Annotated in this window: 12 protein-coding genes; 4 read left to right on the top strand and 8 right to left on the bottom strand. The window is 62.3% G+C overall.

The window, feature by feature from the left end:
• Positions 1-16: 16 nt before the first annotated feature.
• The gene (locus RS887_RS13655) at positions 17-2545 is read left to right on the top strand and encodes a sulfite reductase flavoprotein subunit alpha (RefSeq protein ID WP_322615781.1); all 2529 of its coding nucleotides are present in this window, start codon (positions 17-19) and stop codon (positions 2543-2545) included.
• Between the two features lie 116 nt (positions 2546-2661).
• On the opposite strand, the gene RS887_RS13650 is transcribed toward RS887_RS13655, so the two are convergent.
• The 4 genes from RS887_RS13650 to ptsP all read right to left on the bottom strand — a co-directional run bounded on the left by RS887_RS13650 (position 2662) and on the right by ptsP (position 9931).
• A complete protein-coding gene (locus RS887_RS13650) occupies positions 2662-4203 on the bottom strand; it encodes an alkaline phosphatase D family protein (protein WP_322615780.1) in 1542 nt (513 codons plus the stop codon).
• Between the two features lie 174 nt (positions 4204-4377).
• Positions 4378-6117 (bottom strand): PTS fructose-like transporter subunit IIB, encoded by a 1740-nt coding sequence (locus RS887_RS13645; protein WP_322615779.1) that lies wholly within the window; start codon positions 6115-6117, stop codon positions 4378-4380.
• A gap of 11 nt (positions 6118-6128) precedes the next feature.
• On the bottom strand, positions 6129-7070 hold the full coding sequence (gene pfkB, locus RS887_RS13640; protein ID WP_322615778.1) for a 1-phosphofructokinase: 942 nt from the start codon (positions 7068-7070) through the stop codon (positions 6129-6131).
• Positions 7070-9931 carry a phosphoenolpyruvate--protein phosphotransferase gene (gene ptsP, locus RS887_RS13635; protein WP_322615777.1) on the bottom strand — a complete coding sequence of 954 codons (2862 nt, stop codon included), beginning with the start codon at positions 9929-9931 and terminating at the stop codon, positions 7070-7072. Before ptsP ends, pfkB begins: the two co-directional genes overlap by 1 nt.
• Positions 9932-10221: 290 nt before the next feature.
• On the opposite strand from ptsP, the gene cra reads away from it, so the two are divergent.
• Together cra and RS887_RS13625 are read left to right on the top strand one after the other, a co-directional pair.
• Complete coding sequence (gene cra, locus RS887_RS13630; protein WP_322615776.1) at positions 10222-11217, top strand: catabolite repressor/activator; 996 nt, start codon at positions 10222-10224, stop codon at positions 11215-11217.
• A 3-nt stretch (positions 11218-11220) separates the two neighbouring features.
• Positions 11221-11997: a TatD family hydrolase gene (locus RS887_RS13625; RefSeq protein ID WP_322615775.1), complete on the top strand. Its 777-nt coding sequence runs from the start codon at positions 11221-11223 to the stop codon at positions 11995-11997.
• Here RS887_RS13625 and RS887_RS13620 read toward each other — a convergent pair whose 3' ends face one another.
• From RS887_RS13620 to ampD, 4 genes are all read right to left on the bottom strand, one after another.
• Entirely contained in the window at positions 11998-12387 is a 390-nt protein-coding gene (locus RS887_RS13620) for a hypothetical protein (protein ID WP_322615774.1), read from the bottom strand. It abuts the gene before it with no gap.
• A 181-nt stretch (positions 12388-12568) separates the two neighbouring features.
• Complete coding sequence (locus RS887_RS13615) at positions 12569-14599, bottom strand: methyl-accepting chemotaxis protein (protein WP_322615773.1); 2031 nt, start codon at positions 14597-14599, stop codon at positions 12569-12571.
• Between the two features lie 190 nt (positions 14600-14789).
• Positions 14790-15626, bottom strand: coding sequence for a regulatory signaling modulator protein AmpE (gene ampE, locus RS887_RS13610; RefSeq protein ID WP_322615772.1), 837 nt, complete (start codon positions 15624-15626; stop codon positions 14790-14792).
• A complete protein-coding gene (gene ampD, locus RS887_RS13605) occupies positions 15623-16183 on the bottom strand; it encodes a 1,6-anhydro-N-acetylmuramyl-L-alanine amidase AmpD (RefSeq protein WP_322615771.1) in 561 nt (186 codons plus the stop codon). Before ampD ends, ampE begins: the two co-directional genes overlap by 4 nt.
• Positions 16184-16416: 233 nt before the next feature.
• On the opposite strand from ampD, the gene nadC reads away from it, so the two are divergent.
• On the top strand, positions 16417-17265 hold the full coding sequence (gene nadC, locus RS887_RS13600; protein ID WP_322615770.1) for a carboxylating nicotinate-nucleotide diphosphorylase: 849 nt from the start codon (positions 16417-16419) through the stop codon (positions 17263-17265).
• Positions 17266-17364: the final 99 nt, after the last annotated feature.

Raw genomic sequence — 17364 nt, 5'->3', positions numbered from 1 at the left:
GAACAAGGCGAGCGACGTGTTGAAGAAAACCCTGTTCCAGTTGCACTGGTTTTTCGGCATCAGCGCCGGGCTCGTCCTGGCCCTGATGGGCATCACCGGGGCGACGGTGTCGTTTCAGGATGAAATCCTGAACGCACTCAACCCTTCTGTGTTGCAGGTCGAAAAACAGCTCGCCGGCGTGCTGCCGCCTGCCGAACTGGTGGAGCGAATCGAAGCCGCGTCGGGCAAAAAAGTCTCGATGCTCACCGTGGAAACCGACAGCGGCAACGCCGCCAAAGTGTGGTTCACCCCGCCGCCGGGTGAACGCCGTGGCGAGATGCGCTACTTCGATCCGTACACAGGAGAGTTCCTGGGCGATGCCACCGGCCAGGACTTCTTCGGCCTGATGCTGCAACTGCACCGCTTCCTCGCCATGGGCGACACGGGTCGGCAGATCACCGGTGCGTGCACGCTGATCCTGGTGTTTTTCTGCCTGTCCGGCCTGTACCTGCGCTGGCCTCGCCAGTGGAAAAGCTGGCGCGCCTGGCTGACTCTGGACTGGAAGAAAAAGGGCCGCAGCTTCAACTGGGACCTGCATTCGGTGGCCGGTACCTGGTGCCTGGTGTTTTACCTCCTGGCGGCGCTGACCGGGTTGTCCTGGTCCTACGAGTGGTACAACAAGGGCCTGACCCGATTGCTTTCCGATGCGCCGCAGAACGAGCGCGTTCGTGGCGGACGTGGCCCGGCGCCAGCAGGTCCGGCACCGACAGCCGATTACGCGGCCATGTGGAGCAGCATCTACAGCGCGGCCGGCCCGCAACTCAGCTCCTATAACGTGCGCATGCCACCAGTGGCCGGCCAACCAGCGACCGTTTACTTCCTGTTGAAAACCTCACCCCACGACCGGGCACTGAACCAGATCACCCTCGACCCGGCCACCGGCGTGGTCAAACGGGTTGACCGCTACAGCGACAAGAGCCTCAAGGCGCAACTGCTGACCAGCATTTATGCGCTGCACGTCGGCAGTTACTTCGGCATCGTCGGGCGCATCATCCTGACCCTCACCGCGCTGAGCATGCCGCTGTTCTTCGTCACCGGCTGGTTGCTGTACCTGGATCGTCGGCGCAAGAAACGCCAGATCTGGGACGCTCGCCAAGGCCTTGTACAACCGGGTAACGATGCATCCGCATGGCTGATCGGTTTCGCCAGCCAGAGCGGGTTTGCCGAGCAACTGGCCTGGCAGACCGCCGGGCAATTGCAGGCTGCTGGGCTACCGGTGAAGGTGCAGCCGCTGGCGGACGTCAGCGAGCAGGACTTACAGGGCTCGAACAACGCACTGTTCGTCGTCAGTACCTTCGGTGACGGCGAAGCGCCGGACAGCGCCAGGGGCTTCGAACGCAAGGTACTGGGCCGCACGCCGAGCCTGGAGCGCCTGAACTACGCCATCCTTGGGCTGGGCGACCGGCAGTATCAACACTTCTGCGGATTCGCCAAGCGCCTGCACACCTGGCTCGGCGAACACGGCGGCAAGACCTTGTTCGCACCGGTGGAAGTCGACAGCGGCGATCCATACGCCTTGCGCCACTGGCAACAGCAACTGGGCTTGCTGACCGGACACGCCCCCGTCGACACCTGGCAAGCACCCGGCTACGACAACTGGACCCTGGCCCGTCGTGAACTGCTGAATCCGGACAGCAGCGGGTCCCCTGTGTACTTGCTGGGCCTCAGTGCGCCAACCACCAGCAGTTGGCTGGCCGGTGATCTGGTGGAAGTGTTGCCGCGCAATTGCCCGTGGGTCATCGAGCACTTCCTCGATGGCCTGGGGATTCACGGTGAGACCAAGGTGCAGCTCAACGGCCTGGAGGAAACCCTCGAACAGGCCCTGGCCAGCCGCCAACTGCCGGAGAACCGCGCCCATCTGGTTGGCCTGCACGCGCAGGCGCTGGCAGAGGCCCTCGTGCCGCTGGCCATGCGCGAGTACTCCATTGCGTCGATCCCGGCCGATGGCATGCTCGAACTGATCGTGCGCCAGGAAGTGCATGCCGATGGCAACCTCGGCGTCGGTTCCGGCTGGTTGACCGAACACGCGCCTGTGGGCAGTTCCATCAGCCTGCGCGTGCGACGCAACAGTGGTTTCCATCTGCCGGCCCGACCGCTGCCGATGATCCTGTTGGGCAATGGCACGGGGTTTGCCGGTTTGCGCAGCCTGCTCAAGGCCCGGATTGCCGAGGGTCAGCAACGTCACTGGCTGCTGTTTGGCGAGCGCAATCGCGAGCACGACTACCTGTGCAGAACGGAGCTGGAGGAGTGGCTGATCAATGGTGATCTTGAGCGCCTCGACCTGGCGTTTTCCCGCGACCAGGCCGAAAAGATTTACGTACAGGACCGCCTGCGCGAGTCGGCAGCCGAGCTCAAGAAATGGCTGGCGGAGGGTGCGGTGATCTACATCTGCGGCAGCCTTCAAGGCATGGCTTCAGGCGTGGACCAGATGCTCCACGAGGTGTTGGGCGCCGCCGAAGTGGAGCGCCTGATCGAACAGGGCCGCTACCGCCGGGACGTTTACTGATTCACCATGAACCAATGTGGGAGCGGGCTTGCTCGCGAAGGCGTCGTGTCAGTCGAAATCATCTTTGCTGACACTCCGCTTTCGCGAGCAAGCCGCCCACATTGGGATGTGGTGAATCAAACCGGCTGCAGTTTTTTCTCAAACACCGACACCCCATCCAGATCCCGCAACACCACGCTCAACTCCCCCGTTTGCCCCTCGATATTCACCTCGCCAAAAAACTGAAACCCGGCAAACGGCGAGACGTTCTGCGCCGGCGGTGCCTTCTCGAACACTGCCTCAGGACCAAAGGTTTTATCCAGTGGATTCGGCCCGAAACTGCCGGCATTCAACGGCCCGGCGACGAACTCCCAGAACGGTTCGAAATCCTGAAACGCCGCCCGATCCGGGTGGTAATGATGGGCCGCGCAGTAATGCACATCCGCGGTCAGGAACAGGAAATTGCGCACCTGCTGCGCCCGCAGAAAACCGAGCAATTCGGCGATTTCCAGTTCGCGCCCCTGGGCCGGGCCGGGGTCACCGTTGGCCATCGCCTCCCACCGCGTGACGCCGGGGCTGACTTCGCCGTCGGGTACGCCGAGGCCGATGGGCATGTCGGCGGCGATCACTTTCCATTGCGCGTTCGAGGCCTGCATTTCGCGCTTGAGCCAGTCCAGTTGCTCACGACCGAGGAACGCTTTGGCCTCGCCCAGATTGTCGTCATTGGCCCCGCGATAACTGCGCATGTCCAGCACGAACACATCGAGCAGCGGCCCGTAACCGAGCTTGCGATAGATCCGCCCGCCGCCATCGGCGCCCTGCCAGCGCATCGGTGCGTATTCAAGCCAGGCCTGGCGTGCGCGGTTCACCAGGCTGTGGATATCCTTGTTCTGGTAACGCGCATCCAGCTGCTTGCCCGGCGACCAGTTGTTGACCACTTCGTGGTCGTCCCACTGCCAGATCTGCGGGACTTCGGCATTGAAGCGACGAATGTTTTCGTCCATCAGGTTGTAGCGGTAATTACCACGGTACTCATCGAGGGTCTCGGCGACTTTGCTCTTGGCCTCGGTGGTGATGTTGCGCCACACCCGGCCACCTTCCGTGGTGAGCTGCGCCGGGATCGGGCTGTCGGCGTAAATGGTGTCGCCGCTGTGGATAAAGAAATCCGGCAAACGTCGACGCATCGCCTCGTAGATGCGCATGCCGCCAATGTCCGGGTTGATGCCGAAGCCCTGGCCAACGGTGTCGCCGCTCCAGACAAAACGGAGATCGCGCCGGGTCTGCGGCACGCTGCGCAAGTGACCGAACCAGGGTTCGCTGGCAACGCTACTCTGGGCGTCTTCAAACTGCACTCGATAGAAAATCGCCTGGTCGGCCGGCAGCCCGGTGAGCTCGACCCGGGCAGTGAAATCGGTGCGCGCATCGGCCAGGGGCGAGACAAATCGCCGAGGGTTGGAAAACAGGCTGCGGGTGTCCCACTCCACCACCATCCGTGCGGGGCGGTCACAGCGGCTCCAGACGATCGCCCGGTCGCCCAGCAGGTCGCCGGACTGCACGCCGTCGGTGAGTTGCGGCCGGTCCTTGACCGAAGCGATCACCGCCGGCGCCAGCCCTGGCAACAGCAATCCGGCGCCAACCGCTTGCACGACACGACGGCGCCCGAGGTTGAAATCGCTCATGGTGTTCTCCCTGAAATGGAAAACTAAAGCATGGCTGGATGAAGCCGGCATGACATCCCCACCCTGTAGGAGCGAGCCCGCTCGCGAAAAACCAACAAGCGCCGCAGGGCATCTGGTTTGACGCGTTATCGTTCGCGACCATCGCGAGCGAGCTCGCTCCTACAGGAATCGGTGTCAGGCGGTGACGGGTTCTACCGTCAACTCCACCACCTCCGGCCGTTTCACCAGCGCATACGCCACCGCCGTCAACAGGCTCCCCGCCACAATCGCCAACAGATAAAGCAGCGCATGGTTGATCGCATTCGGGATCGCCAACACAAACAACCCTCCGTGGGGCGCCATCAATTTGCAGCCGAAATACATCGACAGCGCACCGGTCAGCGCACCGCCGGCGATGCTCGCCGGAATCACCCGCAACGGATCTTTCGCGGCAAACGGAATCGCCCCTTCGGAGATGAAGCACAGCCCCAGCACAAGCGCTGCCTTGCCGGCTTCGCGCTCAGTCTGCGCAAACTTACGCCGCGCAATGAACGTGGCGATACCCAAGCCAATCGGCGGCACCATGCCCGCGGCCATGGTCGCCGCCATCGGCGCGTAACTCTGCGACGCCAGCAACCCGACCGAGAACGCATAGGCCGCCTTGTTGATCGGCCCGCCGAGGTCGACGCACATCATGCCGCCCAGCAACACCCCCAACAGAATCGCGTTGGTGGTGCCCATGCTGTCGAGAAAATGCGTGAGCCCGGCAAGCATCCCGGCCACCGGTTTGCCGACCACGTAGATCATCACCAGACCGGTGAACAGGCTCGCCAGCAGCGGGATGATCAGGATCGGCTTCAGCGCCTCGAGACTTTGCGGCAAACGCGCATAATGGTTGATCGCCCTGGCCGCATAGCCGGCAAGAAAACCGGCAATGATCCCGCCGATGAAACCGGCGCCGAGGGTGCTCGCCAGCAGACCGCCGATCATCCCCGGCGCGAGGCCCGGACGGTCGGCGATGGAATAGGCGATATAGCCTGCCAGCAGCGGCACCATCAGCTTGAATGCGGTGTCGCCACCGATCTGCATTAACGCCGCCGCCAATGTGCCTTCCTCCTTGAAGGCGGTGATGCCGAACACGAACGACAAGGCGATCATCAGGCCGCCGGCCACCACCATCGGCAGCATGAACGACACACCGGTCAGCAGGTGTTTATAGACGCCTGTTTTCTCTGATTTGACCGGGCCCTTGGCACTGCTCTCAGCGCTTTCCTGCTGGCCTTCGGCCAAGGCCTTTTTCAAAGTCGCTTCCGCTTGCTTGAGGGCAATACCGGTGCCACAGCGATAGATTTTCTTGCCGGCGAAACGCTCGGTGGCGACTTCGATATCGGCTGCCAGCAGCACCACATCGGCCTCGGCTATCGCTTGCGCGCTCAATGGATTGCGCGCACCGACCGATCCCTGGGTTTCCACCTGCAGCTCATAGCCCAGGCGTTTGGCCGCTTGCTGCAAGGCCTCGGCGGCCATGAACGTGTGGGCTACGCCCGTCGGGCACGCGGTGACGGCCACCAGTCGCGGCGTGTCCTGGGCAACCACCACAGGTTCGACGCAGGCTTGTTCAGCGACGTAAACCTGAGCGTCCTGCGCACCACACCGCAGCACGGCTTCCACGTCTTGCAGGGCCTGGGCCGGGGTGCTCTGGAACAGCCGCTTACCGACAAACCGCGACATGTCCACGGGTGCGCTGGTCACCAGCAGCACCCACTCGGCCGCATCGAGGGTGGCCGCCGACAGTTGTTTTTCAGGATGCGCGGCATCGGTGATTTCGACACTGGTGCTCCAGCCCTGACGCTGGGCCGCGGCATCGAGCAACCGGGCACACAGCACACTGGTGACCATGCCGTTCGGGCAGGCCGTAACGATGGCTAACTTCATGACAAACCCTCTTATTGTTCTGTCAGGGGACGCACGCGTACACCCTGTTCGAGCTGCGCCAGTTGCGCTGCGTCGCCAATGCCGAAACCGATCTGGGTCACTGCCATTGCGGCAATCGCCGTGGCGGTGCGCAAGGTCTGCTCCGGCGTATCGGCACTGAGCAAACCGTGGAGCATCCCCGCCAGCAACGAATCACCCGCGCCCACCGTGCTGGCGACGCTGACCTTGGGTGGCGTGGCATGCAATGCCGAGCCGACGCTGAACCAGTTCACGCCTTCGGCACCGTGGGAGATCACTACGTGCTCGATGCCCTGGGCGTGCAAACGCTCTGCCGCTATGGCCTGGGCGCTGACCGACACGACCTCGCAATCCAGCGCCTCGGCCAGCTCTTCAGTGTTGGGCTTGATGAGCCATGGCCCCGCTTTGAGCGCCGCACGCAACGCCTCGCCGCTGGTGTCGAGGGCGACCTTCAGCCCCAGGGTCTTCAAGCGCACAATCAACGCCTGCAACCACTGCGCGCTGACACCCAACGGCAAACTGCCGGCGACCACCACCGCATCGTGCCCCGGCGCGATCCGCTCCAGTCGATCCAGCAGGGCCTGCTGCGCCGCTTCGCTGACCTGCGGCCCCGGCCCGTTGATGTCGGTGATGCGGCCGTCGCTTTCCGCCAGTTTGATGTTGCTGCGGGTCTCGCCCGGAACACGAATGAAGGCATCGACAAATCCGCGTCTGGCGAACAGCGTTTCAAACGCTTGCAGGTTGTCCTCGCCGAGAAAGCCACTGACGGTCAACTGATGCCCGAGGTCCGCCAGCACCTGCGCCACGTTGACGCCTTTGCCGGCGGCGTGGGTGTGCATCACATCGCTGCGGTTGACCTGGCCGGCTTCAAGGCGCGGCAACTGGACGGTCAGGTCCAGCGCCGGGTTGAGGGTCAGGGTGAGAATCCGGGCCATTACAGGGCCTCCACTAGTGCGCGCACTTCATTGGCGCTGCCCACGGCCAGGGCCTGTCGGGCAAGGGTTATAGTCTGAGTGAAGCCCAGTTCGCGAATTCGCGCCTTGACCTCGGCAATGCTGCGCGCCCCGACGCTGAGTTCGTCCACGCCCAGGCCGACCAGTACCGGCACCGCCAGCGGGTCGGCCGCCAGCTCGCCGCACACACCGACCCATTTACCGTGAGCATGGGCCGCGCGAACGGTGATGTCGATCAGTTGCAGCACCGCCGGATGCAAGCCATCGGCCTGGGCCGACAGCGTCGGATGGCCACGGTCGATGGCCAGGGTGTATTGCGTCAGGTCGTTGGTACCGACGCTGAAAAAGTCGACCTCCTTGGCCAGCACCGGCGCCAGCAATGCCGCCGACGGCACTTCGATCATGATCCCCAGTTGCAGATCGGCGACCGGAATTTCCTGGCGCAGGCGTTCGGTCATGTCACGGGCCTGGCGCCACTCGTCAACGCTGCCCACCATCGGGAACATGATCCGCAGCGGCCGGTTGTCGGCCGCGCGCAGCAAGGCGCGCAATTGCGCTTCCATGACCTGCGGGCGCTGCAAGGTCAGGCGGATACCGCGCACGCCGAGAAACGGGTTTTCTTCCTTGGCGATCGGCCAGTACGGCAGCGGTTTGTCGCCACCGACATCGAGGGTGCGCACCACCAGCGGCCGTCCGGCCAGACCGTCGAGGACGCGGCGGTACTCGGCTTCCTGGGTTGCCTCGTCGGGTGCTTGCGGGTGGGCCATGAAGATCAGTTCGGTGCGCAACAGGCCAACGCCTTCGGCGCCCTGCTCCACCGCGCCCGCCACGCCGGCGCTTTCACCGAGGTTGGCGAACACTTCGACGGCGTGGCCATCAGTGGTCAATGCCGGTTGGTGACGCTGCTCAGCGGCTGCCTTCAAGCGCTGCTCACGGGTATCGCGTTCGGCCGTGGCGCGCTGCAAGGTCGCTGCGTCAGCGTCCACGTGCAGACGACCACGCTGGCCATCGAGCAGCAACGGCGTACCTGGTGCCAACAGCAACACGCCAGGGCCGGCGCCAACCAGGGCCGGGATGCCCAGCGCCCGGGCAACAATCGCACTGTGCGCCGTAGCGCCGCCCCGGGCGGTGAGAATTCCCGCCACGCGAGCCGGATCGAGACGCGCGACATCAGACGGTCCGACTTCGTCCATCACCAGAATGTACGGTTGATCCGGTTCGCTCGGGGTTTCGATGCCGCTGAGCTGCATCAACACCCGACGCCCGATGTCGCGCAAGTCGGCTGCGCGCTCGGCGAGCAAGGCGTCCTGCAAGGCTTCCTGCTGGCGGGCCGCCGCTTCAATCACAGCCATCCACGCCGCCTCGGCGCTTTCACCCTGCTTGAGGCGCGTATCGACCTCATCGGTCAGCTCCGGGTCGTCGAGCATCTCTTGGTGGGTGATGAAGATTTCGCGAATGGCTTTGCTTTTGCTGCGTTCGATCAAGCCCTGGATGTCACGGCGTACCTGCGCCAGGGCGTGCTGCAGACGTTCACGCTCGATGGCGGCGGACTCACCGCGCAACGGGTAGTCGATGGTTTGCAGCACATGAATATGGGCCGGCCCGATGGCGATCCCCGGCGCGGCGGCAATCGCCTGAACAACGCTGCCTGATACCGGAGCGAGGACCACTTCGGCCATATCGGCAACGACTTCGCGCGCCTGGCTTACCGGTGGCAGCGGTTCGACCTCCTCACCGAGGCCTTCTTCGATGGCGGCCAACAAGGCCGGCAACGCATCGGCGGCAATGCCTGGCTCGGCGATGAATTCCAGGACCTGCCCCCGACGGGCGCCGAGGCTGAGCAATTTGCTCAAACTCTTTACCGACACCGCGCTATCGTGGCCATCGACGATCCGCACGCGGATGTCACCTTCAAAACTCTTTGCCAGTTGCGCGAGGATTTTCGCCGGCCGCGCATGCAAACCGTGGGCGTTGGCCAACGCAATTCGCGCACTGGGCCAGTCGGCGGGCACTTCACCACCGAGCACTTCGAGGACTTTGCGACTGCTGGTGGCGCGCCCCAATTCATGGCCACGCCCTTCGATCAGCAACGCGCACAGGCGTTCGAGCAGGGCTTGATGGGCCTCACCGAGGCTGGCCAGGCAAAACAGGCCATTGAGCGGCTGGCCGAGATAGCGCAGCGGTTTGTCCGGGGTAACGAAGGCCAGGCCGGGGCGCTTCACCGTTTGCTCACTGTGAAGCCACCACAGGCCATCACCCAACGGCAGCGCTTCAACCTGTTGCAGCACGGCGGAGAAACCGTTGCTCACGCAGTCGGCCTGGCGCAACAAACGTGCGCCGCGCCAGACCAGCTCTTCGAAATCTTCGGCCGCTACACCGAGGCCAATCATCTGCGCATCCAACGCCAACTCCTGCGGCGCGCCTTGCAGCAACTTCAACAGTGCTTCGGCCGAACCGGCGCGGCGCAAGGCCTGGCCCAGATCAGTCTCGCCGAGGGCGCGGGTCAGCAATTGCAACAGGCGCAGATGCTCATCGGATTTGGCGGCGATACCGATCACCAGGTAAACGATATGACCGTCGCCCCAGTCCACCCCGTCAGGGAACTGCATCAGGCGCACACCGGTGGTGAACACCAGATCGCGGGTTTCGGGCGTACCGTGGGGAATGGCAATACCTTGACCGAGAAAGGTCGAGCCCTGGGCCTCCCGCGCCTGCAAACCGGCGAGATAACCCTCGGCAACCAGGCCGTCGGCAACCAGATGCCCGGCCAGCAATTGCAGCGCTGCGGACTTGTCCACGGCCGACTGGCCCATGGAAATCTGCTCTACAGTGAGCTCGAGCATGCTTTCTCCTTTTTGGCGCCTTGGGGCGCCAGGTATTGTTTTGATTGAGCCAGCTTAGGCGCCTGGTCGTCACTTTTGGCGGTTTCACGGCAGAACCGGCCAAAGGCGCCTATAACGTAGAAAATACGCTTGCTGAAACGTTTAATCTAGATTGAATGGCACGTTACTCGATAATGTCCCATTCTTGAAGCTCAACTTGTCGGATGCGTTGCGACAATGGTCACCTGCCTTAATCGGTTAGGATTGACGAAAATGTCGAGGCAATCTCGAAAAAACAAGGAAACAGCGGGTTGAAACTCAGTGATATTGCCCAGTTGGCCGGTGTGTCCGTCACCACCGCCAGCTATGTCATCAATGGCAAGGCCGAACAACAGCGCATCAGCAGCGCCACCGTTGAACGCGTGCGCGCGGTCGTTGAACAACATGGCTTCACGCCTAACCCACAGGCCGCCGGTTTGCGCAGCCGACACACGCGCACATTGGGGTTCATTCTGCCGGATCTGGAAAACCCCAGTTACGCGCGAATCGCCAAATTGCTGGAGCAAGGTGCGCGAGCCCGGGGTTATCAGTTGCTGATCGCCAGTTCCGACGATGCACCGGACAGCGAACGGCAATTGCTGCAACTGTTCCGCGCCCGGCGCTGCGACGCGCTGATCGTTGCCAGCTGCCTGCCGGCCGGTGACGACAGCTATCGCCAATTGCAGGCCAAGGGCATCCCGATCATCGCCATCGACCGGGTCATGGAGCCTGAGCACTTCTGTTCGGTGATCAGCGACGACCGCGAGGCCAGCCTGCAACTGACCCGCAGCCTGCTGGAGCCATTGCCCAGGCAGATCGCGCTGATCGGCGCCCGCCCGGAGCTGAGCATCAGCCGGGAACGTACCGCAGGCTTCAAAGAGGCTCTCGCCGGGTTCAATGGCGAGGTGCTGATCGAAGAAGGTGAGTCCTTCAGCCGCGAGTGCGGTAAACAATTGATGGAAGAGTTGCTGCAGCGTCTTGGTCATTTGCCCGATGCCCTGGTGACCACATCCTACGTACTGCTTCAGGGCGTGTTCGATGCGCTGCACGACTTCCCGCTGAAAAACCGTCCGCTGCGCCTCGGCACGTTCGGCGACACCCAGTTGCTGGACTTCCTGCCGCTACCGGTCAACGCCATGGCCCAGCAACATCAGCTGATCGCCGACAAGGCCCTCGCGCTGGCCCTGGCGGCCATCGAGCAGTCGGATTACCGGCCCGGCGTGCAAGCCATCGCGCGGACGTTCAAGCAGCGTATACACCAGGATTGAACCGTGGAGCTGATCGACACCCACACCCATCTGGATTTTCCGGACTTCGACGCCGACCGCCAGGCGCTGCTGGCCGACAGCCGCGCCCTCGGGGTGCGGCGGATTGTGGTGCTGGGGGTTTATCAGGCCAATTGGCAGCGGGTCTGGGAGCTGGTACAGAGTGACCCCGACCTGCACGCCGCGTTCGGTTTACATCCGGTGTACCTGGACGATCATCGACCGCAACACCTGAGCGACCTCGGTGACTGGCTGACACGCCTGGCCGGCCATCGGCAACTGTGTGCGGTGGGCGAGATCGGCCTGGACTACTTCATCGAAACCCTGGACCGCGACCGCCAGCAGGCGTTGTTCGAGGCGCAATTGCAATTGGCGGCGGATTTCGATCTACCGGCATTGATCCACGTGCGGCGTAGCCATGCGGCGGTGATTGCCACGCTCAAACGGTTTCGCCTGAAACGGGCCGGCATCATCCACGCCTTCGCCGGCAGTCAGGAAGAGGCCCGCGAATACATCAAGCTCGGTTTCAAGCTCGGCCTTGGCGGCGCCCCGACCTGGCCCCAGGCGCTGCGCATGCACCGTGTGCTGGCGCAGTTACCACTGGATTCGGTGGTGCTTGAAACCGACTCGCCGGACATGGCGCCCGCCATGTTCCCCGGCCAGCGCAACAGCCCGGCACACTTGCCGGCGATCTGTGCGGTACTGGCGCAATGGATGGCAATCAGCCCGGAACAACTGGCGGCTGCCAGCACCGCCAACAGCTGCGAAGTGTTCGGCTGGTAATCAGTCGGCGTGAGCCCTGGCGGCTTCCAGGATCAGCGTCAGGTGCTGGCGTCGGCGGAAGTAACGGACCGCCGCGAAATACACGAATATCGCAATCAGCGACGCATTCAGCTGTTCGATGACGCTGAGCATCCCCAGCCACTCCATCACCAACGCCACCAGCAAGGCGGTGCAGATCATCACCCGCAGGCTGGCGCGCAACAGCGAAAACGAGTCGAGCGACTTGAAGCGCCTGATCTGGTCAGGGCAACGTAACTGAAGGTGTTTCTGGCAGTGGGCACAGGCAAACGCTTCATTGATCGCAATGGCATTGAGTTGCCAGGGCTGAAGCCGCAACGTGCGCTGACAATGCGCACAGCGCCCCTGGACTCCTGTTGTCGCAACAGACATAACCGGTTTTCCTCCTTGCAGTAAGCCCCGTAAATCTTCCTTGATTGAGATCCAGAAGCTAGCGCACGGAGAGAATCAGGAGGACACCCACTCGACAAGGGAAAAAGTATTACAAAACATACTGACAGTACACAAAACCTGTGGGAGCGGGCTTGGTCCTACAGGGTTTCCGGGCAGTCTTTCAGACCCGGAATGCACTGATCAACTGTTTCAACTCCACGACCTGAGCCGACAACGCCCGGCTGGCATCTTCGGTCTGATGCGCACCTTCAGCGGTGCGCTCGCCGGCGCGATTGATCTCGACGATGTTCTGGTCGATGTCGTGGGCCACGGCAGTTTGCTGCTCCACCGCGGCGGCAATCTGCTGGTTCTGGTCGACGATCATGCCGACCGCTCCCAGAATGTTTTCCAACGCTCGCTGGACCTTCTCCGATTGCCCCACCGTGCCGTTGGCCATTTCATGGCTGGTGCCCATGGCCTTGACCGCCGCGCCGACACCGCCATGGAGCTTGGCGATCATCTGCTCGATTTCTTCGGTCGATTGCTGGGTTCGTTTGGCCAGGGTCCGGACTTCATCGGCCACCACGGCGAAACCACGCCCCTGCTCACCGGCCCGTGCTGCCTCGATGGCGGCATTGAGCGCCAGAAGGTTGGTCTGTTCGGCGATGCTCTTGATCACTTCGAGCACGCGGCTGATGGACTGGCTGTCGCTGGCCAGTTGATTGATCACCAGCACCGATTGATCGATCTCGCTGGCCAGCGCGGCAATGCTGCCTTGCTGCGACTCCACCAGACCGCGACCACTGATGGTCTCATCGTTGACACTGTGGGCACTGCTCACCGCCGCCGCGGCACTGCGTGCCACTTCCTGGGACGTGGCCGACATCTGGTTCATGGCCGTGGCCACCTGTTCGATCTGCGTGCGCTGACCGGCGACGGCCTGGTTGCTTTGCGCGGAAATGTTTTCCACTTGCCCGGCCTGACGCTCGACTTCGCTGACGGTCTGCCCCACCCGCTCGATCAAGTCATGGATTTTTTTCACCGTGCCGTTGAACACCTCGCCCAGTTCCCCCAGCTCATCGCGGCTGTGGGCGCTGAAGGTCACCGTCATATCCCCCGCCGCCACCTTGTCCATCACCGCGCCCAGGCGCTTGAGCGTGGTGCGGGTCGAGGCATAGAAAGCGCCGTAGAGATAGAAGATCAGCACGAACACGACTGACAGCGCCACCGCCTGCAAGACCATGTGCGTGCGGTTCTGTTCCAGGCGTTGCTGCAACTGCGGGCCCAGATACTTCAGGGTTGCTTCGTTGAGTTGGTAAGTCTGATCCATCAGGGCGCTGACTTGATCGTAAAAACCCTGCCACGGCGCATCGAGGGTGTCGGCCATGACCACTTGTTCTTCGAACAGCTCGCTGGCCTTCTTCAAGGATGCCCGGCTGCTATCGGCCTGAGCGGCCAGGGTATCGCGCGCGGCTTTGCTGGAACCCAGGGCATCCTGCAACTTCAGGCCATATTCGGCCTGGAGCTTTTCAATCTGCGCCAGCAATTCATCGAAACGGGTACTCGAAGCCGAGTTGATGAACCCCTGCCCCAACGAGTAAGACCCCATTGCCCGACCCTCGCCCAGGATCTGGGTGACACGCGGCGTGACGAGGGTGACGAGCTCGCTCAACTGGCGCATGTCGCTCTGGTTGTCACGACTGAGGCCGGCCTGGCTGGTGATGAGCTGGCTGAAAATCTGCGCACTACCCACCAGCTTGCCGATCAAGGCGCTTTTGCTTTGCAGGGAAGTTTCCGATTGCTGGGCCTTGAACGCGGCGACCATTTCATCGCGCTTGCCATCAAACACCGCGACCTGCTCCGGATCGCTGGTCATCGCCGTCAGCCCTTGCAAACGAGTCAGAATACTCTGCTCAAGGGCGCTGATTTTCGATTCGACATTGCCGGCCTTGCCGGATTGGCCGAGGCTGACATTGATCTGCACCAGGTTGTTCAGGGTTTCCAGATCGCGCCGTAACGTCAGGCTGCTGCCCAACAGGTCGAGACTTTGCAGTTCGATACGCGTGCCCTGGAATTCGCGGTAGGAGTCACGCACCAGGTAGAAGTTGGTCACCAGCATCGGCACCAGGAACAGAACGCTGATCAGGCTGAACTTCATGCCGAAGCTCAGGCGGTTCATCAGTGCGACAGCGGGATAGAGCAAGCTCTTCACTGGATGTCTCCCTTCAATTTTTTATTTTTTTTATTGGCAGGCGCAGACCGAGAGCAGATAGCCACTATTCGGCGCTATCTCTGTATAACTTAAATCGGCAGGAGGTTTTGTAACTTAAGGTTAACGACAGGGCGATGCACTTCGGACAAGTGATCACCCTGTTTCGAGGGAGCTTGATCTGACTACAGCCCTAAGACAGGACCGTCCACAGCGCAAACCCGGCATACCAGAGCACCGCGGCACGCAGCAGCAGCTCCCAGATGCGGTCCAGGTTGTTGATACCTTCTGCGCCGGCCACCGGCGCCGGAATTTCACCGGCCACCAGCCCGACTTTCTCGATCAATTGCGCGGCGCTGATGTTCCAGTTCAGCAGCTCATGCAACATGACCCGACTGACTGCGACAAAATTGCCGACCAACGCCAGGCTCGCCGCCAGCAGACGCACCGGCACCCAGTCGAAGGCATGACGCAGTTGCCCGGCGCGTTCGACCACCGCCGGGGTTTTCCCGTGCTCTTCGGCCAGCGCCAGCAGCCGATAGCTCAGCGCCGCGACCGGTCCCAGCAGGAAGTACCAGAAAATCACCGCGAAAAAGCTGTGGTAGGCCTCCCACAGTAAATGCCCTTCGACCTGTTCCAGCAGTTGCTCACCACTGTCTGCACAGATATCCAGATCGCGCTTGGCGACATGGGCCGCGGCTTGCAGGTCCTCCCGACGCCAGGCATCGCGGAACGGCCCGAGATCACCGAGCAGATCACCGCGCCCCAGGCTGTAGATCACGACCAGCAAATGGATCGGCAACGCCAGCAACCCGTAGGCCACCGGCTCGATGACGACCAGCAGCAAACCCAGCAACGCCACCGGCAACAAGACCAGTACCGACAACACCAGCCATGGCTGGTCCGAAAGTCGTGGGCTGGCCTCAAGCCTGTTCAGCTCGTGTATCCATCCACTGTCGCGCTGAACGCGATGGCGCAGGGCCGAAAACTTCTCGATCCACACCGCCAACAGCAACACCAGAAAACTCATTGCCCTTCCTCTTGTGCCAGAGCGGCCCGATAGCGTGCCCAGTCGAACGCCGGCCCCGGATCGGTTTTGCGCCCGGGGGCAATGTCGCTATGCCCGCAGATACGCTCTGTGGTGATCGCCTTGAACGCCTGCTGCAACTGGCGGGTCAGGGCCGTCAACGCGCGGTACTGCGCATCGGTGAACGGTAGATCATCCGTGCCTTCCAGTTCGATGCCCACGGAAAAATCGTTACAGGTTTCCCGCCCCTCGAAACACGAGACGCCGGCGTGCCAGGCGCGCTCAAGACAGGAGACAAACTGAGTGACGGTGCCGTCACGCTCAATCAGAAAGTGCGCAGACACCCGCAGATCGGCGATCCCTGCAAAGTAGGGATGTTCCGTGACATCCAGACGATTCTGGAAAAACGCCTGCACCTTGCCAGTCAGAAATTGCGCGGGCGGCAGACTGATATTGTGGATCACCAGCAGGGAAATCTCGCCCTCGGGGCGCGCATTGAAGTTGGGCGAAGGGCATAAACGCACACCCTGACACCAACCGCTCGCGGGGTCCAACTGCATACCGACTCCTTCAACGTCGACTGTGTTGGCACAGTATGCCGCGATAATCCATCGGGGCGCGATCACTTGCCGCGTTTAAGGCGCACAGGCATTTGTTCGGAATCGACGGCCAACGCCGACAACGTCAGGGAATCGACCAAATGCAAGCACCAGCGCCAACGTAACGCGCTGATGCCTCGGGTTGGTCGCTGACATGGCCCTATAATCGAGCCACTTTGTTTGTGGAGTCCGTTATGCCGAATCTACGTCTCGCCGATCTGACCGCCGAAATCGAAGCCAACGTGCGCCGTGCGTTGCGTGAAGACATCGGCAGCGGCGACATCACCGCGCAGTTGATCCCGGCCGAACGCCTGGCCAAAGCCACCATCATCACCCGCGACGCAGCCGTCATCAGCGGCACCGCCTGGGTAGATGCCGTGTTTCGGCAACTGGACCCACGGGTGGCGGTGCACTGGCAAGTTGCCGACGGTGAACGAGTGACACCCAATCAGGCGCTGTTCCACCTCGAAGGCCCTGCGCGCTCACTGCTGACCGGCGAACGCAGCGCCCTGAACTTCCTGCAATTGCTCTCCGGCGTGGCGACCCGCGCGCAATACCTGGCAGATTTCGTGGCCGAGACTCAGGTCAAACTGCTCGATACCCGCAAAACGCTGCCAGGGCTGCGCCTGGCGCAAAAGTACGCAGTGACCTGCGGCGGCTGCCACAACCACCGCATCGGCCTGTATGACGCCTTCCTGATCAAGGAAAACCACATCGCCGCCAGCGGCGGCATCGCACAGGCGATTGCCGCCGCACACAAGATCGCCCCGGGCAAACCGGTCGAGATTGAGGTGGAAAGCCTGGATGAACTGAAAGAAGCGCTGGCAGCCGGTGCCGACATCATCATGCTCGACGAACTGAGCCTGGACGACATGCGCGAAGCCGTGCGCCTGAATGCCGGCAAGGCCAAACTGGAGGCCAGCGGCGGGATCAACGAAAGTACGTTGCTGCCGATTGCACAGACCGGAGTCGATTACATTTCGATCGGTGCAATGACCAAGGATGTGAAGGCGGTCGATCTGTCGATGCGCCTGAGTCTCTGATCACACGTATGTGAGTTGCCAAACTGTAGGAGCGAGCTTGCTCGCGATGGTCGTTAACGATGACGCGTGTTTCCTGGATGCACGCGGCGTTCTTTAGTC

It is taken from the genome of Pseudomonas sp. BIC9C (assembly GCF_034541995.1).
Classification (GTDB): Bacteria; Pseudomonadota; Gammaproteobacteria; order Pseudomonadales; family Pseudomonadaceae; genus Aquipseudomonas; species Aquipseudomonas fluorescens_CC.
Note: the sequence above shows the minus strand (reverse complement) of the source record. Positions and strands in the feature narration are given on the sequence as shown.